Below are 20,244 nucleotides of genomic sequence, written 5' to 3'. Positions count from 1 at the left end.
TTGTCATTGCCAACATAAACCACTTCGAGATGTTGTCAATGCCAACTTCGCGCGGCCGCCCGAAAACTGCCGATCGCTATCATCACGGCGACCTGCGCGCCGCGCTGTTGCGCGAGGCGGGCCGGGTGCTGGCGACGTCGGGTCCGGAGGCGCTCAGCCTGCGCGAACTGGCGCGCGCCCTGGGCGTGTCGCATAACGCGCCCTACAAGCACTTCGAAAATCGCGACGCGCTCCTGGCGGCGCTGGCCGCCGAGGGCTTTCGCGAGCTCACCGCCGATGGCCAGGAGGCGGCCGGCAACGCCCCGCCCGGCGAGATGATGCGGTCCCGGGCACTGGCCTATATCCGCTTCGCGTTGCGCCGCCCGGCCGTCTTCAAGCTGATGTTCTCGCGCGACGTCAGCAGCCGGACCCATGCCGAGCTGAGCGAGGCGGCGCGCAACGGCTTCTTTGTCCTGCGCCAGGCACTGAGCGGCGGCGCCAGCGACCGCCTCGCCAACGACACGGCGCTGGCCGCCTGGGCCTTCGTGCACGGCATCGCCCATCTGCTGATCGACCGGCAGATCCCCGAGTCGCTGAGCGCCGGCCGCGCGCCCGAGGAGCTGGCACGCGAGATGATGCAGGCCTTCAGCCGACCGCGGCGCGAAAACTGAAGCCTGCGGGACGTCGATAGCCGCCCGACATCACCATCCGCTTCCGCGCCGAGCGACTCCTGGCCGCGACGCGCGCTATCATCCAGCCGGCAGCACTGTACGGAGTGGATGATGACGGCTTCGCTGAAGCGACGGGATTACACGCCAGGGGCGAAGGCGCCGCTGGCCGGCGTGCGCGTGCTCGACCTGTCGCGGCTGGTGGCCGGCAACATGCTGACCCAGGTGCTGGGCGATTTCGGCGCCGAGGTGATCAAGGTCGAGCCGCCGGCCGGCGACACCTTGCGCGGCTGGAAGGTCAACGACGTCGAGACCAACTGGAAGATCTACGCGCGCAACAAAAAGAGCCTCGGGCTGGAGCTGCGCAAGCCCAGCGCGCGCAAGCTGCTGCTCGACCTCGTGCCCTCGGCCCAGATGTTCGTCGAGAGCTTCCGCCCCGGCACCCTGGAAAAGATGGGGCTGGGGCCCGAGGTGCTGCTGGCGCGCAATCCCAGGCTGGTGATCGTGCGCATCTCCGGCTGGGGCCAGGACGGCCCCTACGCCAGGCGTCCCGGCTTCGGCACGCTGGTCGAGGGCATGTCCGGCTTCGCCTCGTTCAACGGCTTCGGTGACCGCGAGCCGGTGCTGCCGCCGATGTATCTCGCCGACACGGTGGCCGGACTCTACGGCGCCTCGGGCGCGATGATCGCACTGCGCGAGGTCGAGATGAACGGTGGCAAGGGCCAGGTGATCGACCTGCCGCTGCTCGATCCGATGCTCGCGGTGCTGGGTCCGCAGGCCGCGAACTACCGGCTCAACGGCAAGGTCAAGCCGCGCACCGGCAGCCGCTCGACCAACGCCGCGCCGCGCAACGCCTACAGGACGAAGGACGGGCTCTACGTCTGCCTCTCGGCCTCGACGCAGAAGATGGCCGAGCGCCTGTTCCGCTCGATCGGCCGCGACGATCTCAATCGCGATCCGCGCTACATGACCAACGCCCAGCGCGTGAAGCACGCCGAGGAGCTCGACGCCATCATCGGTGCGTTCGTCGGCGCTCGCAGCCAGGCGGAGAACGTCGCCTTCTTCGAGAAGGAAGAGGTCACCATCGGCCCGATCTACGACGTGCGCCAGATCATGGAGGATCCGCACATCCTCGAGCGCGAGCTGATCGCCGACTATCCCGACTCCGAGGTCGGCCAGTTCCCCATGCACCACGTCGTGCCGCGGCTCGCCGGCACGCCGGCCTCGATCCGCACGCCGGCACCGAAGATCGGCGAGCACAACCGCGCGCTGCTCAAGGAGCTGGGGATCGACGACGCCGCTTACGCGGCGCTGAAGGCCGAAGGCGCCGTCGCCGAAGGCGGCAGCGCGGGAAACGATGAGGAGTAGCAGAACCGATGCCTTCCCCCGGAGGGGGAAGGTGCCCGAAGGGCGGAAGGGGGATGTCGAAGACGGACAGCGATCGCGTCGAGACATCCCCCTTCCGTCGCTACGCGCCACCTTCCCCCTCCGGGGGAAGGTAAACGACGGTCAATACATATGCTGGCCGCCGTTGATGCTGAGCGTCGAGCCGGTGATGAAGCCGGCGTCGTCAGCGACCAGGAACAGCACGCCGCGGGCGATCTCGTCGGCCTTGCCCAACCGGCCGACCGGGATCTTGGCGACGATCTTCTCGAGCACGTTGGCCGGCACCGCCGAGACCATGTCGGTGTCGGTGTAACCCGGGGCGATGGCATTGACGGTGACGCCCTTGGCGGCGCCTTCCTGGGCCAGCGCCTTGGTGAAGCCGTGGATGCCCGACTTGGCGGCGGCGTAGTTGACCTGGCCGTACTGGCCGCCCTGGCCGTTGATCGAGCCGATGTTGACGATGCGGCCGAAGCCGCGCGTGTTCATGCCGTCCCACACCGCCTTGCAGACGTTGAAGCAGGAACCGAGGTTGGTGTTCATCACCTGGTCCCAGTTGTCGCGCGTCAGGCGGCGCATGGTGGCGTCGCGCGTGATGCCGGCGTTGTTGACCACCACATCAATCGGCCCGAGGTCCTTCTCGATCTGCGCCACGGCGGCCTGCACGGCGGCGAAATCGCCGACGTCGAACTTGTAGACCGGGATGCCGGTCTCCTCCTTGAACTGCGTCGCCGCGACGTCGTTGCCGGCGTAGTTGGCCGCCACGACATAGCCGCGCAGCTTCAGCATCCTGGAGATCGCGGCGCCGATGCCGCGGGTACCGCCGGTGACCAATGCAACGCGAGCCATCTAGTTCCTCCCGATCGATTTCTCAGCCAGTGTTCCCTGAAAGCGGTCGTGTTGCTAGTCGGCATTGCGCACCGCGACAATAGCTGCAGTGCCTGCGCGCCTTCGTGTCGCGGATGAGCATTCAGGCTCCACACCGGCGGCCGCGACGAAGGCCGACAGCGCGCTCGACATGAAGGCGTCACGACGGCGGATGAAGACCGTGCGCACCATCGCCTCGTTCGGCGGCAGCTGATGCACCGCCACACGGCTGGCGCTCCACACGCCGCCGGCCAGCTGACGCGGCAGCAGGGTGATGCCGATGCCGGCGGCGACGCAGTTGAAGATCGCCTCCAGTGTGCCGAACTCCAGCAGGCGCGTGGAAACCACGCCGCGCCGCGCCAGCACGTGCTCCAGCCGCTGGCGGTAGGAGCAGCCCGCGCGCAGCACGATCAGCTTCAGCTCGCGGCGACCCGAGAGTTCGTCGAGCGAAACGAGATCGCGGCCGCTGAAGATGGCCAGCTCCTCGCGGAACACCGGCTCATCGCGCAGTTCAGGGTGATCGACCGGGCCGGCGACGAAGGCGCCCTCGACGCGGCGCTCCAGCACCATGTCGATCAGCTCCGTCGTGGTGCCGGTACGCACCACGAGATCGACCGCCGGCCATTCGGCGGCGAAGCGCGCCAGCGGCTCTGCCAGCCGCAATGCGGCCGTGGTCTCGAGCGTGCCCACGGTCAGCCGGCCCGAGGGCGAGCCGTCGTCGCGCGCGGCGCGCGCGGCATCGTCGAGCAGGTGCTGGACCTTCGTCGCATAGGGCAGCAGGCGCTGGCCGGCCGCGGTCAGCGCCACGCCGCGGCTATGCCGGTCGAACAGCGGCGCGCCGAGCTCGGCCTCCAGCGCCCGCACCCGCGCGGTGACATTGGACTGCACGGTATTGAGCGCCTGGGCGGCGCGGTTCATGCCGCCCAAGCGGGCCACCGCCTCGAACACACGCAGATCGGAGGCGTCCATCACGGGCTCCCAAAGCTATCTGCAGCAACGATAGCATTGATCCCATCAAATCGCTTCCGGCAATGAGCGCGGAGGCCTAGGCTGAGGCTTGGCCAACCATCGCGGAGGCGCTCATGTGGTCCGACCGCCGTTTCATCGACCTCGTCGACATCGAACATCCGATCCTCCTGGCGCCCATGGCCGGCTCCGGTACGCCGGCGCTGGGCGCCGCCGTGAGCGAGGCCGGCGGGCTGGGTTCGCTGGCCTGCGCCATGCTGAATGTCGACCAGATCCGCTCCGGCGTCGGCGTGATGCGCCAGCGCACCGACAAGCCGATCAACGTGAACTTCTTCGTCCACCAGGATCCGGTGCCCGACGCGGCGCGCGAGGCGGGATGGCGCAAATCGCTGGGCGCCTACTATGCCGAGTTCGGCATCGATCCGTCGAAGATCGCCGAAGGTCCAGGCCGTGCACCGTTCGACGAGGCGGCCTGCGAGCTGATGGTCGAGCTCAAGCCGAAGGTGGTGAGCTTCCATTTCGGCCTGCCGGAAAGGCGCCTGTTCGAGCGGGTGAAGAGCGCCGGCTGCATCACGCTGAGCTCGGCGACCACGGTCGAGGAAGCACGATGGCTCGAGGATCACGGCGTCGACGCGGTGATCGCCCAGGGCAACGAGGCCGGCGGCCATCGCGGCATGTTCCTCACCGAGGACGTCGCCGCCCAGCCCGGCACCTTCGCCCTGGTGCCGCAGATCGCCGACGCGGTGAAGGTGCCGGTGATTGCCGCCGGCGGCATCGCCGATTCGCGCGGCGTGGTCGCGGCCCTGGCGCTGGGTGCGAGCGCGGTACAGATCGGCACCGCCTACCTGTTCTGTGACGAGGCCGGCATCAGCCCGATCCACCGCGCGGCGCTGAAGTCGGCGCGCGCCGACCAGACCGCGCTCACCAACGTCTTCACCGGCCGGCCGGCGCGCGGCCTTCTGAACCGCGTGATGCGCGAGCAGGGCCCGATCAGCCCGCACGCACCGGCCTTCCCGCTGGCCACGTCGGGCATCGGCCCGCTGCGCGCGGCGGCCGAGGCCAAGGGCTCGGGCGATTTCTCACCGCTATGGTCGGGTCAGGCGGCGTCGCTGGGCCAAGGCGGCCCAGCCGCCGAGTTCACGCGGAAGCTGATCGAAGGCGCACGCGAGCGCATGAAGTCGCTCGCGCGCTAATCTTCTGGGAGCCCCGGCGCTCCGACTACGACCGCTCCACGCACATGGCGATGCCCATGCCACCGCCGATGCACAGCGTGGCGAGGCCCTTTTTGGCGTCGCGCTTCTGCATCTCGTAGAGCAGCGTGGTCAGCACGCGCGCACCTGAGGCGCCGATGGGATGGCCGAGCGCGATCGCGCCGCCATTGACGTTGAGCTTCTCGGGATCGAGGCCCAGCTCCTTGCCGACCGCGACGGCCTGCGCCGCGAAGGCCTCGTTGGCCTCGACCAGGTCGAGATCCTTCACCGTCCAGCCGGCCTTCTTCAGCGCCACCTGTGAGGCCGTCACCGGGCCGATGCCCATGACAGCCGGATCGACGCCGGTGGTCGCCCACGACACGATCTTGGCCAGCGGTGTCACGCCGCGCTTCTTGGCTTCCTCGGCACTCATCAGGACAAGCGCCGCGGCGCCGTCGTTGATGCCGGAGGCGTTGCCGGCCGTGACCGAGCCGCCCTCCTTGGTGAAGGCCGGCCGCAGCTTGGCCAGCGCCTCGACCGTGGTGCCGTGGCGCGGGAACTCGTCGGTGTCGACGACGACGTCGCCCTTGCGGGTCTTCACCGTCACCGGAACGATCTCGTCCTTGAACCTGCCGGCTTTCTGCGCCGCCTCGGCCTTGTTCTGCGACGACGCGGCGAAGGCATCCTGCTCGGCGCGGGTGATCTGGTAGCGCTGCGCGACGTTCTCCGCCGTGTTGCCCATGTGATAGCCGTGGAACGCGTCCCACAGGCCGTCCTTGAGCATGGTGTCGGTCATCCTGAGCTCGCCCATCTTGGTGCCGTCGCGCATATGCGCGGCGTGCGGCGCCTGGCTCATGCTCTCCTGGCCGCCGACCACCATGATGCTGGCGTCGCCGTTGCGGATCGCCTGCCAGCCGAAGGCCACCGCGCGCAGGCCCGAGCCGCAGAGCTGGTTGATGCCCAGCGCCGTCTTTTCGACCGGGATGCCGGCATTGACCGCCGCCTGGCGCGCCGGGTTCTGGCCCTGCGCCGCGCTCAGGATCTGGCCCATGATGACCTCATCGACCTCCTCGGGCTTCACCTTGGCGCGCTCCAGCGCGCCCTTGATCGCGATCTTGCCGAGGTCGTGCGCCGGCACGCTGTTGAACGCGCCATTGAACGAGCCGATCGGGGTACGCGCCGCCGAGGCGATGACGATGTCGGTCATGGGGACCCTCCGTTGTGTCGGCGCCGCCGTCCCACAGGCGGGCACCGCTGCTGCTGATTCGCGCGATATTTGCGCACGGTCCATGTTGCAGCGCAACACACGTCGGGAGCATCGCAGTGATGCCCGACAGGCAGCCTTGCCAATGTCGACACTGCTAGGGGTGGAAATAGTGCTGGCGGTCGACCCATGGGACAATCGTCCGAACCGATCCTCAGAAGGGCGGCAAGCTGTTGGCTTTGCATTGGAAATCCCGATCGGCACAGGCTGGAGCAACACGGTGCTGAAGGTCTCGCCAGCCATGGCAAATCATGGCAAACGCGCACGCCTAGGAGCGGAGATCGGCATCCCGGGAAGGCTGCGATAAGATCATCACGTCATGGCCCAAGCCGCCATCCGAAAGATCATCCATGTCGACATGGACGCTTTCTTCGCGTCCGTGGAGCAGCGCGACAATCCCGAGCTGCGCGGCAAGCCGGTGGCGGTGGGCGGCTCGACCAGGCGCGGCGTCGTGGCGGCGGCGAGCTACGAGGCGCGCGTCTTCGGCGTGCGATCGGCGATGCCCTCGCTCACGGCGCAGCGGCTGTGTCCCGACCTGATCTTCGTCAAGCCGCGCTTCGAGGTGTATCGCGCGGTCTCCCAGCAGATCCGCGCGATCTTCTTGGAGTACACGCCCCTGGTGGAGCCCTTGTCGCTCGACGAGGCCTACCTCGATGTCACCGAGAACCTCAAGGGCGTCGAGTCGGCGACCGCCACCGCGCGTGCTATCCGCGCGGCGATCAGGGAGCAGACCGGCCTGAATGCCTCGGCCGGCATCTCCTACAACAAGTTCCTCGCCAAGCAGGCCTCGGACCATAACAAGCCCAACGGCCAGTACACGATCACGCCGGACATGGGCGAGGCGTTCGTCGCCGGGCTGAAGATCGGCAAGTTCCACGGCGTCGGGCCGGCGACGGCGGCGAAGATGGAGCGGCTGGGCATCTCCACCGGCGCCGATCTGCGCCGGCAGAGCCTGGCGTTCCTCACCGAGCATTTCGGCAAGGCAGGGCCGCGCTTCTTCGCCATCGCGCGCGGCGAGGACCAACGGCAGGTCACCCCGGATCGCGAGCGCAAGTCGGTGGGATCCGAATCGACCTACTTCGACGACCTGACCACGCCACAGGAGGTCGAGCGCGCCATCCTCGAGCAGCTCGACGACGTCTGGAAGTACGTCGAGCGCAACGGCATCGCCGGCCGCACGCTGACCATCAAGATCCGCTACCGCGATTTCGAGCAGCACACCCGCAGCCGCAGCGCGCCCATGGCAATCCATAGCAAGGGCGACGCCGCCGAGGTCGTGCTGGGGCTGGTGCGCGGCGCCTTCCCGCTGGTCAAGCCGGTGCGCCTGCTGGGTGTGACCCTGCACAACCTGGATCGGCCGGATGCCGAGGCGCCGGCGGAACAACAGATGTCCCTGGAACTGAAATGACGAGGCTTGCGCGCGCGGCCCTGCCGACCAACATGTCGGCCATGGCAAAGGATAGCAAAGAGCCTGCCTCGTCGGCCTGCTCGGCGCACGAGATGGACGACGCCTATATGGGATTCGCCCCCCGCGACGAGCTGGTCACCTTCCTCAACACCCTGCTGGAGGCCGAGCGCGCCGGCGCGCGCATCTGCCAGCGCACGGCGCACGAGGCGCGCGACGCCGGCAACGAGGCGCTGGCCGGGCTGATGGCCGCAGTGCGCGACGACGAGGCGCATTGGTGCGCCGTGCTGACCAAAGCGATCCGCGCGCTCGACGGCGAGCCGTCGACCGTCACCGGCGCCTTCTACGAGAAGGCGGCGGCGATCGCCGACCTGCCGGAGCGGGTCAAGTTCATCAACCGCGGTCAGGGCTGGGTGGTGCGCGCGCTGCGCAAGACCCTGCCGCGCATCCGCGACGACGCCCTGCACGCCCAGATGAAGGCGATGCTCGACGGGCACGAAGCCAACATCGCCAAGGCCAGCTAGCAGAGGATGTCTATGTCGAGCGCAGACGCACCACCGTCCGAGAACCGTGCCTTCGAGGCGGATGTCGCCCGGCTGCTGCAGTTGATGGTCCATTCGGTCTACTCCGAGCGCGACATCTTCCTGCGCGAGCTGATCTCCAACTCAGCCGATGCCTGCGAGAAGCTGCGCTACGAGGCGATCGCCAGCCCCGCCCTGCTCGGCGAGGACCCCAAGGCGCGCATCACCATCGCCATCGATGCCGACGGCAAGACCCTGACCGTCGAGGACAACGGCATCGGCATGACCCGCGACGAGATGGTCGAGGCGCTGGGCACCATCGCGCGCTCCGGCACGCGCGCCTTCGTCGAGCGTCTGCAGGGCGGCGAGGCCAATGCCGGCGCCCAGCTGATCGGCCAGTTCGGCATCGGCTTCTATTCCGCCTTCATGGTCGCCGAGCGCGTCGAGGTGATCGCGCGCCGCGCCGGCAGCGCGGAGGCCTGGCGCTGGTCGTCCGACGGCAGGGGCACCTTCTCCATCGCCCCGGCCGAGCCCGCCGAAGCGCCGGCTCGCGGCACGCGCGTCGTGCTGCATCTGATGGAGGACGCGAGATCCTACCTCGAACGCCATACCGTGGAGCGCGTGGTGCGCGAGCAGTCCGGCCACGTGCCGGTGCCGATCGCCATCGTCGAGAAGCCCGGCGCCGAGCCGGCCGAGATCGCCGACGGCGCCGCGTTGTGGGCAAAGCCACGCAACGAGATCACCGCTGCGGAGCACACCGACTTCTATCGTAGCGTCGCGGGCCAGTTCGACGAGCCGGCGCTTACCGTGCACTACCGCGCCGAGGGCCGGCACGAGTACACGGTGCTGCTGTACGTGCCGGGCACGCGGCCCTTCGACCTGTTCGAGCCCGAGCGCAAGGGACGCATCAAGCTCTACGTCAAGCGTGTCTTCATCAGCGACGATGTCGAGATCCTGCCGCGCTACCTGCGCTTCGTGCGCGGCCTGGTCGATTCGGCCGACATTCCGCTCAACGTCTCGCGCGAGATGATCCAGGAAAGCCCCATGCTGGGCGCGATCCGCACCGCCGTCACCGGCCGCGTGCTGGGCGAGCTGGAGAAGCTGGCGGAGAGGGAGCCGGAGAAATACCTCAAGATCTGGGACGCCTTCGGCGCCGTGCTCAAGGAGGGCATCTACGAGGATTTCGGCCGTCGCGACCAGCTGCTGGGCCTGGCGCGCTTCCGCACCACCGAAGACAGCAAGGGCTGGCGCACGCTGAAGGACTATGTCGGCGCGCTGAAGCCCAACCAGACGGCGATCTACTACATCGCCGGGGACGACCAGGCACGGCTCGAGGCCTCACCGCATCTCGAAGGCTTCCGTGCGCGCGGCATCGAGGTGCTGCTGATGACCGACCAGGTCGACAGCTTCTGGGCCACATCGGGCGCCGCCTTCGACGGCAAGCCCCTGAAGTCGATCACCCAGGGCGCCGCCGACCTGTCGCCGATCCCGCTGCTCGACGCCAAGGACGAGGCCAAGGCGGAAGCGTCGCCCGCGATCGACGGCTTCGTCGCCTTCATGAAGACCACGCTGGGCGACGCCGTGGCAGATGTGAGGGTTTCCGACCGCCTGACCGACAGCGCCGTCTGCCTGGTCGCGCCGGCTTCCGGCCTCGACCGCCAGCTCGAGCGCATGCTGGCCAGCGCCGGCCGCCTGCCCACGGCGTCGAAGCCCGTGCTGGAGATCAATCCGCGCAATGCACTGATCGCCGCCGTGGCGGCACTGCCCGACGACAGGGCCGAGCTCAAGCAGGACGTCGCGCACCTATTGCTCGACGAGGCGCGCGTCCTCGACGGCGACCGTCCGGGCGACGCCCGCGCTTTCGCCGACCGGCTCGGGCGCCTGCTGACCCGGGCCCTCGCCTGAACCGCGACTGAAGAGCGCGTCGGCGATCACCGCGGCCAGCACCAAGGCGCCGCCGATCGCGACCATCAGGCCCGGCACCTCGGCGAAGGCCAGCAGCACCCACAGCGGCGCCAGCGGGATCTCGAGCGAGCCGAGCAGCGCCGCGCGCGGCGCCGCGATCAGCCGCGCGCCCAAGGTGAGCAGCAGCAGGGTGAGGCCGAACTGCGCCCCGAAGCCGGCCAGCACCGCGAGGTCGGTGCCGCTCGGGGCGAAGGGCCGCGCCACCGGCGCGACCAGCGCCATGGCGAGAAACGCCGACAGGCACGACGCCGGCAGCATCGACACGTCGCGCCGGCGGCGCACGATCACCATGTACGTCGCCATCAGAATGGTCATGGCCAGCGCCAGCAGGTCACCGATGATCGTCCCGGCAGCGACCGCGGCGTCGACGGTGAGCACGACGCCAAGCAGTGCCAGCGTGCTCGCCGCCAGCGTCACCCCGCCCGGCCGCTCGCGATACCACAGCCACGCCAGCGCTGCGGCGACGAAGGGCGCGGCGGCAAAGATCACCGTCACGGCGGCCACCGTCGTGCGCGTGAGCGCGTTGATGAAGCAGATGGTGGCGATCGCCGAGCAGGAAGCCGCCATCAGGCCCTCGAAGCCGACGGCGCGGATCGCCGCAAGCGTCGCGCCGCTATGGCGCCAGAGGAGGTAGCCGGCGATCAGCAGCCCGCCGAACAGGCAGCGCCAAAACACCATGGTGAAGGCGTCGACCGCGACGGCACGGCTGAAGAAGCCGGCGGTGCTGGAGATGGCGGCGGACGCCGCGAGCAGCGCAATGCCCAGCCAGGTACGGGTGCTGTCGTGCGTCATGCCCGGCACGATGGAGGCTGGCTCCTGACACCGTGCTGTCAGTAGAGTCCCGGCATGCGACGCGCCGACCGACTGTTCGACATCATCCAGATCCTGCGCACGGCCAAGCGGCCGGTGACGGCGGCGACGCTGGCCGGCAAGCTCGAGGTGACGCCGCGCACGATCTATCGCGACGTCGCCACGTTGCAGGCCAGGCGCGTACCGATCGATGGCGCGGCCGGTATCGGCTACGTGCTGCGCCGCGGCTTCGACCTGCCGCCGCTGATGTTCACCACCGAGGAGGTCGAGGCCATCGTGCTGGGCGCGCGCATGATTCCGCGCCTGCGCGACGCCAAGCTGCAGCGCGCCGCCGAGAGCGTGCTCGACAAGGTGACGGTGGTGCTGCCCGAGCAGCTGCGCACCCAGTTGTCATCACCGCGCTTCTACGTATCCGGGGGCAACGCGCGGCCGGCCAAGGGCATCGACCTCGGCGCGCTGCGCGGCGCAATCCGCGACAACAGGAAGATGCGCATCGCCTACGTCGACGAGAAGGGCAGACGCACTCGACGGACCGTCTGGCCGATTGCCATGGCCTACTACGTCGACGTCACGGTGATCGGCGCCTGGTGCGAGCTGCGCAAGGATTATCGGCATTTCCGCGTCGAGCGCGTGGCGGCGTCCGCCGTGCTCGATGAACAATTCGTGTCCGATCCCGCCCTGCTGCGGGGCTGGATGGCGCTCGGCAAGGAGCGTATGGAAGAGCCTCTCTGAGGGAGGCCGCGATGATCCGCGCAGCTCTGGCAGTCGTCGTGATCGCTTTCGCCGGCGCCGCCGCGGCACGAGCCCAGAGCTACGACCAGCTCAGCGCCTGGTGCTATGGCGACGCGACCGACGACCAGACGATCCAGGGCTGCGACGCGGTGATCGCCGCGGGCCGGGCGCAGGGCAGCGATCTCGCCTCTGCCTATGGCGCGCGCGCATACGCCTACAATCGCAAGGGCGACTACGCGCGCGCCTTGCTCGACCACGACATCGCCATCCGCATGAATCCCCGGGGCGCGATGCTGTGGAACAACCGCGGCTGGACCTACAACAACATGCGCCAGTACCATCGGGCGCTGCAGGATCTCGACGAGGCGATCCGCCTGAACCCGCGGCTGGCCGAGGCCTACAACAACCGCGGCGTCTCCTACAACGGCATGCGCCAGTACAACCGGGCCATCCAGGAGTACGACCAGGCGATCCGCCTGCGCCCGGGCTATCCCGTCGCCACGCGCAACCGCGATCTGGCGATCCGCAACCGCGACCAGGCCGGCGGCGGACGCATCGCCCCGACGCCTCCGCCGCCGCCGCCACCACCCAGCGGTCCCGCCACCGCCGGCGGCAGCAGCGGTGGCGTCAGCAGCGGCGGCAGCAATCTCGTCAAGGAACGCAGCCCCGAGGAGAATCCCCGTTAGCCATCATGTCGAGCTGCGCCCGATGTTGCGCGTGGCGTACATCAGGCCAGTGAGCGCGACGAACAGCGCCAGCGAGCCGCCGAGCAACGACCAGTTCTCGGCCTGCAGCAGCAGGTAGAGATAAGCGAAAAGCGCGGCGCTGGCCGAGGCGAACAGGACAGTGAAGCGCCTTTGGCGCGTGGCATGCCAGGTGTACCAGGCGGTCAGTGCCACGACGCCGGCGGCAGCGAGCGCGTAGGCGGCGACGAAGCCGGTGTGCTCGCCGACCGACAGCAGCAGCAACGGAAACAGCGCCATCGCCGCACCCGACAGGGCGTACTGCACGGGATGCAGCCGCGAGCGGCCGGCGATCTCGAAGGCGAGATAGAGCGCGAAGACGATGCCCACCGTCAGCAGCCCGTACTTCAGCATGCGGTCGACGCCGCGATAGGGCGTCACCGGCTGCACCAGGTTCACGCCGAAGGCCGAGTCGGCCAGGCGCTTGATCAGCGTTGTCGAGGAGCCGTCGGCCGAGGTGCCGGCGTTGCCGAAGCCACGGCCGAGGATCGAGACCTGCCAGCGCGCATTGAAGCCGTCATCGCCGATGCGCTGCTCGACCGGCCGGAATGGACCGAAGAAGCCGGGATCGGGCCACGGCGCGCTCACCTTCACCGCCGTGAGGTTGCCGGCCGGCTCGAAGGCGATGCGCTCGCTGCCGTTGAGCGTGAAGGCGATCTCGAAACGCACGCCGTCTGCCAGGCGCGCCGCGTCGAGGCCGGCGATGGCCGCGTCGATCGCCGCCTTGCGCTGTCGGCCGGCGGCCATGTCGGGTCCGCGCGTCGCCGGCTCGAAGCTGAGCGGCACGCCGTCGATGGTGGCGCTGCTGATGCGCAGCGCGCGCAGATCGCCCGCCGCCAGCATCAGGCGCGCACCGCCGAAGCGCAGCCGCGTGATGGCGCCGATGCCGTCGCCCTCGCGCTCCTGCCAGCGGAAGCGGCCACTGAGCTTGACCTCCGATGTGTAGACCACCGCCTCGAACATGCCGCGGTGACGGATCTGCGGCTGCAATGCCACCTCGATTCCGAGCTGGTCGGGCAGGATCAGCGCCTCGTCGCGACCGCGCACCGAATCGTGGGGCACGAGCAGCAGCGGTCCGAGCAGGGTCTGAGCATGACCCCAGGACGAGGTGATCTCGGCGCGGGCCGAGGCCAGCAGCCGCGACCGGTCATTCACCGTGTCGGCGATCAGACCGAGCGGCAGGCCGTAGCACAGCGCCAGCGCGGCGAGCAGCGTCATCTTCAGGCCAAGCTTCACGCTGCTGGGCCAGGCCGCGATGATCTCGCGCGTCGTGCGCACCTGGGGCGGCGGCAGTGGTCGCGGCAAGTCGCCGGTGGAGGCCGTCGGGCCGGCGGTCCTGTCGGTCATGGCTGCGCTGCTCCTGCTGCCTGTTCCATTCTCCCTGCGAAGGCAGGGAGAAGGCGCCGGGCGCAGCGAGGCGGATGACGGGCTTCTTCGCGCAACAACAACAGTCGTCGTTGTCGAAACACCGAGAAGCCCCTCATTCGCCCCATGGGCACCCTCTCCCCGCCTTCGCCGGGAGAAGGAAACGCTGCGCCCGCGATCGGCGGCGAGCGAGGCACGGTGGTGCGCGATGGCCGGAAAGACCGTGCAAATCCGGTGCAGCCCCCCTCGACGCCTCGACATCGCCGCGATGTGCGTGTTTCCTGCACAGATGGCACGCATCCTCGTGGTCGACGACGACCGGCACATCCGCGACGTGGTGGTCTTCGCCCTGCGCAAGGAAGGCTTCAGCACCTGCGAGGCGGCCGATGGCAACGCCGCGCTGGAAGGTGTCGAGAAGGAGAAGCCCGACCTGGTGGTGCTCGACGTGCTGATGCCCGAGCTCGACGGCGTCGAGGTCTGCCGCCGCCTGCGCGCCAGCAGCACCGTGCCGGTGATCTTCCTGTCGTCGAAGGACGGCGAGGTCGACCGCATCGTCGGGCTCGAGCTCGGCGGCGACGATTACGTCGTCAAGCCGTTCAGCCCGCGCGAGCTGGTGGCGCGGGTGAAGGCGGTGCTGCGCCGACGCGCCGAAGGGAACGGCGCCGCGCCATCAGCCGAGAGCGAGCCGCCGCCGCATCGCGTGCTGACACGCGGCGGCCTGTCGCTCGATCTCGACGCCCATGTCGCGAGCTGGGACGGCACCGCGCTCACCCTGACGGCGACCGAGTTCGCCATGCTCAAGGCGCTGGCCGAGCGGCCGGGCAAGGTGTTCTCGCGCGACAATCTGATGGACCTCGCCTACGATGACCGGCGCTATGTCAGCGACCGCACCATCGACAGCCATGTGCGGCGCATCCGCGCCAAGCTGGCCGTCGCCGGCGGCGCACCGATCGAGACCGTGCACGGCGTCGGCTACAAGCTGGTGATCGCGCGATGAAATGGCGGCCGCGGCTGCGCACGCTGCTGCTGGTCGCCAACTTCGTTCTCCTCGCCCTGCCCCTGACCGGCGTGTGGCTGCTGCGGCTCTACGAAAGCGCACTGATCCGCCAGACCGAGTCGGAACTGATGGGCCAGGCCGCGCTGATCGCCGCGATGTACCGCGTCGAATGGCTGCGCGCCGCGCCGGACGGCGCGTTCTCGACGATGCCGCACAGCAAGGCGCCGCCGCCCGACGGGCCGTGGCAGCCGATTCAGGCCAATCTCGATCTCGCCGACGATCCTATCCTGCCGGAGGTCGTCACCGTCGACATGCCCAAGGCCACACCGCACGAGGTGGCGCGCCGGGTCGCCGGCGACATCAAGCCGGTGCTGCTGCAGGCGCAACGCCAGACCCTGGCCGGCATCCGGATCCTCGACCATCGCGGCGTCGTGGTCGGCAGTACCGGCGAGGACGAGGGTCGCGCCCTCGATGCCATGATCGAGGTGGCGCGCGCGCTGGAGGGCCGCGCCACCGCCGTGATGCGCCGCCGCCCGCCGGTGCAGCCGGAATTCCTCTCGCCGCTGTCGATCAGCCGCGGCGCCAATGTGCGGGTCTTCGCCTCCGTGCCCGTGATCGAGGACGGCCGCGTGCTGGGTGCGATCCTGCTGCTGCGCACGCCGCGCACCCTGGACCAGGCGCTGCACGGCAAGCGCTACGAGCTTGTGGCGCTGCTGGCGCTGATGCTGGTTGCCGGCATCGGCATGGCGGCGTTCATGGCGTTCACAGTCAGCGGCCCGGTGACGCGCGTGGTCGCCCAGGCACGCCGCGTCGCGTCCGGCGAGCGCGGTGCGGTGACGCCGCTGCCGCATCGCTTCACGCGCGAAGTCGCCGAGCTCTCGGCCTCGCTGCAGACCATGGCCGACACGCTGGAGCGCCGCGCCGACTACATCAGGGACTTCACCGTCGAAGTTGGCCACGAGTTCAAGACGCCGCTGGCCTCGATGAAGGGCGCGCTCGAATTGCTGCGCGAGGATCTCGAGGCGATGCCGGCCGAGGACCGCCAGCGCTTCCTCGACAACATGGTCGAGGATGTCGAGCGCCTCGACCGGCTGACCCGCCGCCTGCTCGATCTTGCCCACGCCGATGCGCTGGCGCCGCGCGTCGATGCCCGCTGCGAGATCAGCGCGGCGCTGGCGAGCACGATCGCGCGGCACCGCGAGCTCGGCATGACCATCCAGGTCGAGAGCGACCCGCCGGCGACGGCAGCGATCGACGGCGAGACCCTGTCCTCGGTCGTTTCCCTGCTGCTCGACAACGTGCGCCAGCATGTCGGCCTCAAGGCTACTGTGCGCATCGGCTGGACGGTGACGGGCGGCCGCGTCCGCCTGAGCGTGGCCGACGACGGGCCGGGCATCTCGGCCGGCAACCGCGACCGCATCTTCGACCGCTTCTTTACCACCGCTCGCGAGACCGGCGGCACCGGCCTGGGCCTGCCGATCGCCCGGGCCAACCTCGCGGCCTATGGCGGGGACATCGCGCTCAAGGGAGATGCCGCCAGCACCGAGTTCGTCATTCATCTGGCCGTCAGCGAGCGCAGATAGGCGATGATGTCCGCGCGATCCCGAACCTGCGGGACGCGAAAGCCCATCGCCGTGCCGGGCGCCATCGCCGTGGGATTGGCCAGCCAGCGATCCAGCGTTTCGTCGATCCACGGGTCCTTCAGTCGACGCAGGGCGGCACTGTACTGGTAGTCCGCCACGCTGGCGGGCTGCCGGCCGTATACGCCGCGATGCTGCGGGCCGACGCGATTGGCGTCGAGCGAGTGACAGCCGACGCAGCGTTGGTGGTAGAGAGTCGCGCCGCGCTCGGCATCGCCACTCTCCTCGGCGGCGGCGGGCAAGCTGGTCCCCAGCAGGAAAAACAGCGCGCCTGCCGCCGCAAGAATCGGTTTCATCAGCCGCCGAACATCAGGCCCTGCGTCGGGATCGGCTCACCCAGCGCTTGGCCGAGAATTGCGACGTGGAAGGCCTCGTCGCCGGCCATGCGCCCGGCGATCTGGTGGTAGCTGGTGCCCAGCGACGGGATCAGGCCGAGATAGGCATTGGCCGCGCCGCGCTCCAGGCCGAGCGCCAGGCGCAGCACATCCGCCTCGCTCTTCAGCTTGGCCACGTCGAGTTGCATCGCATACTCCTTGTCCGGCTTCGCCTCGATCGGCTTGCCGCCCAGCGCCTGCACCGCCTTGACCAGCTCGTCACGGTGACGCTCGTGATGGCCACGGAAGGCGGCGCCGATCTTCACCATTTCGGGCTTCAGCAGGCCGCTGCCGGCGGCGATCGTATAGGCAGCGATGCCCTCGTGCTCGAGGGCGATGGCGGTGTTCAGCAGCTGGACGTCCTGGCCCGGTGCGGGTTGGGCGATCGACCGGCCGGCGACGCCGGCGCCGACCAGCGCGGTAAGCCCGGCAACGCTCAGGACTCTGCCGCCATCGGTCAACAGGATACGTCGCGGCACGGCGCGGTGGAGAAGAGCTTTCATGCGGATCCTCCGTTGGTTCCGCCCTATTCGATGCATCGCCGCCGCGGAAGTTCCTGATCAGGATGCGGGAACCTTCCTGTCGCTCGCGCATCAGATGGAGTTAGGTTTGCGGGAAGGAGGGTATGGCCGTGCCCGACGCAAGGCGCCTCGACTACACAGACATGGAGGAGGCCGAGCTGGTGCGCCGAACGCGCGCCGGCGAGCGCGAGGCCTTCCGCGCCATCATGCAGCGCCACAACCAGCGCCTCTTTCGTATCGCCCGCAGCATCGCGCGCGAAGAGACCGACGCCGAGGACATCCTTCAGGAGTCCTACCTGCGCGCCTTCGTCGGCATCGAGACGTTTCGTGGCGAGTCGAGCCTGCTGACCTGGCTCACCCGCATCGTCATAAACGAGGCCAATGGCCGGCTGCGCAAACGCCGCAATCTTGTCGGCGTCGAGCAGATCGAGGCGGCGCAGGGACGCGGAGCCGACGTAATCATGTTTCCCCATGGCGAGACGAGCATGACGCCGGAACAGGATGCGGCGCGTACGCAGATCAGGCATCTGCTCGAATCAGCGATCGACGGCCTGCCGGACGGCTTCCGCGTCGTGTTCGTGATGCGCGAGATCGAGGACTGCAGCGTGGCCGAGACCGCTGAGTCGCTGGGCATCCCCGAGGAGACGGTGAAGACGCGGCTGTTCCGCGCCCGCCGCCTGCTGCGCTCGGCGCTGAACGACAGGATCACCTCGACGGTCCACGATGCCTTCCCGTTCCTCGGCCGACGCTGCGAGCGCATCACCGAGGCAGTGCTGGCGCGACTGGACGCGCGGGACCAATCGCCGGAATAGCCCCTGCAATCATGCTTCCGGCGGCGGGAACTTGACCGATGGCCCTGCAAGCGCTACCCCGCGCACCCCATGTCCCTTGCCGAAACCCAGCCCGAATCCGCGCCGGCCGGCCACCCTGCCGCCCGCCGCCGTACCTTCGCGATCATCTCGCACCCCGACGCCGGCAAGACCACGCTGACCGAGAAGCTGCTGCTGTTCGGCGGCGCGATTCATGCCGCCGGCGCCGTCAAGGCGCGCGGCGAGGCCAGGCGCGCGCGCTCGGACTGGATGAAGATCGAGCAGCAGCGCGGCATCTCGGTCACGACGTCCGTCATGACCTTCGAGTACGGCGGCGCGATCTTCAACCTGCTCGATACGCCGGGCCACGAGGATTTCAGCGAGGACACCTATCGCACGCTGACCGCCGTCGACTCGGCGGTGATGGTGATCGACGCCGCCAAGGGCATCGAGGCGCGCACCCGCAAGCTGTTCGAGATCTGCCGCCTGCGCGACGTGCCGATCCTGACCTTCGTCAACAAGATGGACCGCGAGAGCAAGGACCCGTTCGAGCTGCTCGACGAGATCGCCTCGACGCTCGCGCTCGACGTCACGCCGATGAGCTGGCCGGTCGGCTCGGGCCAGTCCTTCCGCGGCACCTACGACGTGGTGCGCGATCGCATGCTGATGTTCTCGAGCGCCGCGCGCGAGAAGGTCGCCGACGCCGTCGAGTACACCGGTGTCGACGATCCGGAATTGGCCAACGCGCTGCCGGCCGACCAGCATGCCAAGCTGGTCGAGGACGTCGAGCTGGTGCGCGCCGGCTACCCCGAATTCAGCCGCCAGGCCTATCTCGAGGGCCATCTCACCCCGGTGTTCTTCGGCAGTGCCTACAACAATTTCGGCGTGCGCGAGATCCTCGACGCGCTGGCCGCCTACGCGCCCTCGCCGCGGCCGCAGCCGGCCTCGCCGCGGCCGATCGAGCCGACCGAAGGCAAGGTCGCCGGCTTCGTGTTCAAGGTGCAGGCCAACATGGACCCCAACCACCGCGACCGGGTGGCGTTCATGCGGCTGTGCGCCGGGCGCTTCCAGCGCGGCATGAAGCTCAAGCAGGTCGGCACCGGCAAGAGCATCACCATCGGCAGCCCGATCCTTTTCTTTGCCCGCGACCGCGAGATCGTCGACGAGGCATGGCCCGGCGACATCATCGGCGTGCCCAACCATGGCACGTTGCGCGTCGGCGACACGCTGACCGAGGGCGAGGAGCTGCGCATCACCGGCATCCCGAACTTCGCGCCCGAGATGCTGCGCCGCGTGCGGCTGGAGGACCCGATGAAGTCCAAGCAGCTCCGTCGTGCGCTGGAGGACCTGTCGGAAGAAGGCGTCACCCAGGTCTTCCGCCGCGTCATCGGCGGCGACTGGATCGTGGGCGTGGTCGGCGCCCTGCAGCTCGACGTGCTGCAGACCCGCGTCGAGACCGAGTACCAGGTGAAGATCGCGCTGGAGCAGGCGCCGTTCGAGACCGCGCGCTGGATCTCGGCCGACAGCAAGGCCGACCTCGACCGCTTCATGGAGGCGCAGCGCGCCGCCATGGCCGAGGATCGCGATGGCGCACCGGTCTACCTCGCGCGCAACGCCTGGGAGCTCAACACCATCCGCGAGCGCTTCCCCGCCGTGCGCTTCGCCGAGACGCGGGAGCGGCACTGATGAGCATCGTGCGCATCGATCCCGGCCCGCGCCTGGCCGAGGCGGTGATTCACGACGATCGCGTCTATCTCTCGGGCATGATCCCGGAGGATACCTCGCTCGACATCACCGGGCAGGTGAAGCAGGCACTGACCGAGATCGACGCCCTGCTCGAGCGCGCCGGCACCGACAAGACGAAGATCCTGTCGGCGGTGATCTGGCTGGAGGACATCGCCGACTTCGCCGCCATGAACGCGGTGTGGGACGCCTGGGTCGTGCCGGGCAAGACGCCGGCGCGCGCGACGGTGCAGGCCAGGCTCAATGATCCCGACATGAAGGTCGAGATCATGGTGGTCGCCGCTCGCTAGCGGCCAACCGCC

20 protein-coding genes are annotated in these 20,244 nt (G+C 69.1%); 13 read left to right on the top strand and 7 right to left on the bottom strand.

Translation table 11 applies throughout. The features are described 5' to 3' along the window. Positions 1-38: 38 nt before the first annotated feature. Together KF889_01950 and KF889_01945 are read left to right on the top strand one after the other, a co-directional pair. A complete protein-coding gene (locus KF889_01950) occupies positions 39-650 on the top strand; it encodes a WHG domain-containing protein (protein ID MBX3498179.1) in 612 nt (203 codons plus the stop codon). Between the two features lie 108 nt (positions 651-758). After that, a complete protein-coding gene (locus KF889_01945) occupies positions 759-2,015 on the top strand; it encodes a CoA transferase (GenBank protein ID MBX3498178.1) in 1,257 nt (418 codons plus the stop codon). A gap of 141 nt (positions 2,016-2,156) precedes the next feature. Here KF889_01945 and phbB read toward each other — a convergent pair whose 3' ends face one another. Further along, complete coding sequence (phbB, locus tag KF889_01940; protein ID MBX3498177.1) at positions 2,157-2,879, bottom strand: acetoacetyl-CoA reductase; 723 nt, start codon at positions 2,877-2,879, stop codon at positions 2,157-2,159. A 54-nt stretch (positions 2,880-2,933) separates the two neighbouring features. Then, the gene (locus tag KF889_01935; GenBank protein ID MBX3498176.1) at positions 2,934-3,866 is read right to left on the bottom strand and encodes a LysR family transcriptional regulator; all 933 of its coding nucleotides are present in this window, start codon (positions 3,864-3,866) and stop codon (positions 2,934-2,936) included. A 113-nt stretch (positions 3,867-3,979) separates the two neighbouring features. Between KF889_01935 and KF889_01930 the strand changes: the two genes are divergently transcribed. Then, entirely contained in the window at positions 3,980-5,056 is a 1,077-nt protein-coding gene (locus tag KF889_01930; GenBank protein ID MBX3498175.1) for a nitronate monooxygenase, read from the top strand. 25 nt (positions 5,057-5,081) lie between these two features. On the opposite strand, the gene KF889_01925 is transcribed toward KF889_01930, so the two are convergent. Beyond that, positions 5,082-6,260 (bottom strand): acetyl-CoA C-acetyltransferase, encoded by a 1,179-nt coding sequence (locus KF889_01925; protein MBX3498174.1) that lies wholly within the window; start codon positions 6,258-6,260, stop codon positions 5,082-5,084. A 376-nt stretch (positions 6,261-6,636) separates the two neighbouring features. Between KF889_01925 and dinB the strand changes: the two genes are divergently transcribed. The 3 genes from dinB to htpG are packed head-to-tail and all read left to right on the top strand — an operon-like array spanning position 6,637 to position 10,148. Then, positions 6,637-7,725 carry a DNA polymerase IV gene (gene dinB / locus KF889_01920; GenBank protein MBX3498173.1) on the top strand — a complete coding sequence of 363 codons (1,089 nt, stop codon included), beginning with the start codon at positions 6,637-6,639 and terminating at the stop codon, positions 7,723-7,725. A gap of 41 nt (positions 7,726-7,766) precedes the next feature. Continuing rightward, positions 7,767-8,246, top strand: a complete 480-nt coding sequence (locus KF889_01915; GenBank protein MBX3498172.1) for a hypothetical protein — start codon at positions 7,767-7,769, stop codon at positions 8,244-8,246. 12 nt (positions 8,247-8,258) lie between these two features. Next, a complete protein-coding gene (htpG, locus tag KF889_01910) occupies positions 8,259-10,148 on the top strand; it encodes a molecular chaperone HtpG (protein ID MBX3498171.1) in 1,890 nt (629 codons plus the stop codon). On the opposite strand, the gene KF889_01905 is transcribed toward htpG, so the two are convergent. Beyond that, entirely contained in the window at positions 10,047-11,009 is a 963-nt protein-coding gene (locus tag KF889_01905; protein MBX3498170.1) for an EamA family transporter, read from the bottom strand. The two genes, htpG and KF889_01905, sit on opposite strands and share 102 nt — an antisense overlap. Before the next feature lie 45 nt (positions 11,010-11,054). Here KF889_01905 and KF889_01900 point away from each other — a divergent pair, with 45 nt between their 5' ends. Together KF889_01900 and KF889_01895 are read left to right on the top strand one after the other, a co-directional pair. Then, complete coding sequence (locus KF889_01900) at positions 11,055-11,750, top strand: YafY family transcriptional regulator (GenBank protein MBX3498169.1); 696 nt, start codon at positions 11,055-11,057, stop codon at positions 11,748-11,750. Between the two features lie 11 nt (positions 11,751-11,761). Next, positions 11,762-12,436, top strand: a complete 675-nt coding sequence (locus KF889_01895; protein MBX3498168.1) for a hypothetical protein — start codon at positions 11,762-11,764, stop codon at positions 12,434-12,436. A gap of 3 nt (positions 12,437-12,439) precedes the next feature. Here the strand turns inward: KF889_01895 and KF889_01890 are convergent, their stop codons facing one another. Then, positions 12,440-13,840 carry an inner membrane CreD family protein gene (locus KF889_01890; protein ID MBX3498167.1) on the bottom strand — a complete coding sequence of 467 codons (1,401 nt, stop codon included), beginning with the start codon at positions 13,838-13,840 and terminating at the stop codon, positions 12,440-12,442. Between the two features lie 307 nt (positions 13,841-14,147). Here KF889_01890 and KF889_01885 point away from each other — a divergent pair, with 307 nt between their 5' ends. Together KF889_01885 and KF889_01880 are read left to right on the top strand one after the other, a co-directional pair. Next, positions 14,148-14,855 (top strand): response regulator transcription factor, encoded by a 708-nt coding sequence (locus tag KF889_01885; GenBank protein MBX3498166.1) that lies wholly within the window; start codon positions 14,148-14,150, stop codon positions 14,853-14,855. Then, complete coding sequence (locus KF889_01880) at positions 14,852-16,438, top strand: HAMP domain-containing histidine kinase (protein ID MBX3498165.1); 1,587 nt, start codon at positions 14,852-14,854, stop codon at positions 16,436-16,438. Before KF889_01885 ends, KF889_01880 begins: the two co-directional genes overlap by 4 nt. Here KF889_01880 and KF889_01875 read toward each other — a convergent pair. Together KF889_01875 and KF889_01870 are read right to left on the bottom strand one after the other, a co-directional pair. Next, a complete protein-coding gene (locus tag KF889_01875; protein ID MBX3498164.1) occupies positions 16,411-16,791 on the bottom strand; it encodes a c-type cytochrome in 381 nt (126 codons plus the stop codon). The two genes, KF889_01880 and KF889_01875, sit on opposite strands and share 28 nt — an antisense overlap. Further along, positions 16,791-17,372 carry a ferritin-like domain-containing protein gene (locus KF889_01870; GenBank protein ID MBX3498163.1) on the bottom strand — a complete coding sequence of 194 codons (582 nt, stop codon included), beginning with the start codon at positions 17,370-17,372 and terminating at the stop codon, positions 16,791-16,793. Before KF889_01870 ends, KF889_01875 begins: the two co-directional genes overlap by 1 nt. A gap of 122 nt (positions 17,373-17,494) precedes the next feature. On the opposite strand from KF889_01870, the gene KF889_01865 reads away from it, so the two are divergent. The 3 genes from KF889_01865 to KF889_01855 all read left to right on the top strand — a co-directional run bounded on the left by KF889_01865 (position 17,495) and on the right by KF889_01855 (position 20,232). Beyond that, positions 17,495-18,202 (top strand): RNA polymerase sigma factor, encoded by a 708-nt coding sequence (locus tag KF889_01865; GenBank protein MBX3498162.1) that lies wholly within the window; start codon positions 17,495-17,497, stop codon positions 18,200-18,202. A gap of 69 nt (positions 18,203-18,271) precedes the next feature. Continuing rightward, positions 18,272-19,885 (top strand): peptide chain release factor 3, encoded by a 1,614-nt coding sequence (locus KF889_01860; protein ID MBX3498161.1) that lies wholly within the window; start codon positions 18,272-18,274, stop codon positions 19,883-19,885. Continuing rightward, positions 19,885-20,232: a RidA family protein gene (locus tag KF889_01855; protein MBX3498160.1), complete on the top strand. Its 348-nt coding sequence runs from the start codon at positions 19,885-19,887 to the stop codon at positions 20,230-20,232. Before KF889_01860 ends, KF889_01855 begins: the two co-directional genes overlap by 1 nt. The last annotated feature ends 12 nt before the right edge of the window (positions 20,233-20,244 follow it).

The organism is Alphaproteobacteria bacterium (assembly GCA_019635875.1).
Lineage (GTDB): Bacteria > Pseudomonadota > Alphaproteobacteria > Reyranellales > Reyranellaceae > JAFAZJ01.
Note: the sequence above shows the minus strand (reverse complement) of the source record. Positions and strands in the feature narration are given on the sequence as shown.

Excerpts from the sequence above, each read along its gene's own strand:
- KF889_01895 (MBX3498168.1), top strand. The coding sequence starts at position 11,762 with ATGATCCGCGCAGCTCTGGCAGTCGTCGTGATCGCTTTCGCCGGCGCC.
- KF889_01890 (MBX3498167.1), bottom strand. The coding sequence starts at position 13,840 with ATGACCGACAGGACCGCCGGCCCGACGGCCTCCACCGGCGACTTGCCG.
- KF889_01860 (MBX3498161.1), top strand. The coding sequence starts at position 18,272 with ATGTCCCTTGCCGAAACCCAGCCCGAATCCGCGCCGGCCGGCCACCCT.
- KF889_01885 (MBX3498166.1), top strand. The coding sequence starts at position 14,148 with ATGGCACGCATCCTCGTGGTCGACGACGACCGGCACATCCGCGACGTG.
- KF889_01870 (MBX3498163.1), bottom strand. The coding sequence starts at position 17,372 with ATGAAAGCTCTTCTCCACCGCGCCGTGCCGCGACGTATCCTGTTGACC.
- KF889_01915 (MBX3498172.1), top strand. The coding sequence starts at position 7,767 with ATGGCAAAGGATAGCAAAGAGCCTGCCTCGTCGGCCTGCTCGGCGCAC.
- KF889_01865 (MBX3498162.1), top strand. The coding sequence starts at position 17,495 with ATGGCCGTGCCCGACGCAAGGCGCCTCGACTACACAGACATGGAGGAG.
- phbB (MBX3498177.1), bottom strand. The coding sequence starts at position 2,879 with ATGGCTCGCGTTGCATTGGTCACCGGCGGTACCCGCGGCATCGGCGCC.
- KF889_01900 (MBX3498169.1), top strand. The coding sequence starts at position 11,055 with ATGCGACGCGCCGACCGACTGTTCGACATCATCCAGATCCTGCGCACG.
- KF889_01925 (MBX3498174.1), bottom strand. The coding sequence starts at position 6,260 with ATGACCGACATCGTCATCGCCTCGGCGGCGCGTACCCCGATCGGCTCG.
- KF889_01875 (MBX3498164.1), bottom strand. The coding sequence starts at position 16,791 with ATGAAACCGATTCTTGCGGCGGCAGGCGCGCTGTTTTTCCTGCTGGGG.
- KF889_01880 (MBX3498165.1), top strand. The coding sequence starts at position 14,852 with ATGAAATGGCGGCCGCGGCTGCGCACGCTGCTGCTGGTCGCCAACTTC.
- KF889_01950 (MBX3498179.1), top strand. The coding sequence starts at position 39 with ATGCCAACTTCGCGCGGCCGCCCGAAAACTGCCGATCGCTATCATCAC.
- KF889_01935 (MBX3498176.1), bottom strand. The coding sequence starts at position 3,866 with ATGGACGCCTCCGATCTGCGTGTGTTCGAGGCGGTGGCCCGCTTGGGC.
- KF889_01930 (MBX3498175.1), top strand. The coding sequence starts at position 3,980 with ATGTGGTCCGACCGCCGTTTCATCGACCTCGTCGACATCGAACATCCG.
- KF889_01945 (MBX3498178.1), top strand. The coding sequence starts at position 759 with ATGATGACGGCTTCGCTGAAGCGACGGGATTACACGCCAGGGGCGAAG.
- htpG (MBX3498171.1), top strand. The coding sequence starts at position 8,259 with ATGTCGAGCGCAGACGCACCACCGTCCGAGAACCGTGCCTTCGAGGCG.
- KF889_01855 (MBX3498160.1), top strand. The coding sequence starts at position 19,885 with ATGAGCATCGTGCGCATCGATCCCGGCCCGCGCCTGGCCGAGGCGGTG.
- dinB (MBX3498173.1), top strand. The coding sequence starts at position 6,637 with ATGGCCCAAGCCGCCATCCGAAAGATCATCCATGTCGACATGGACGCT.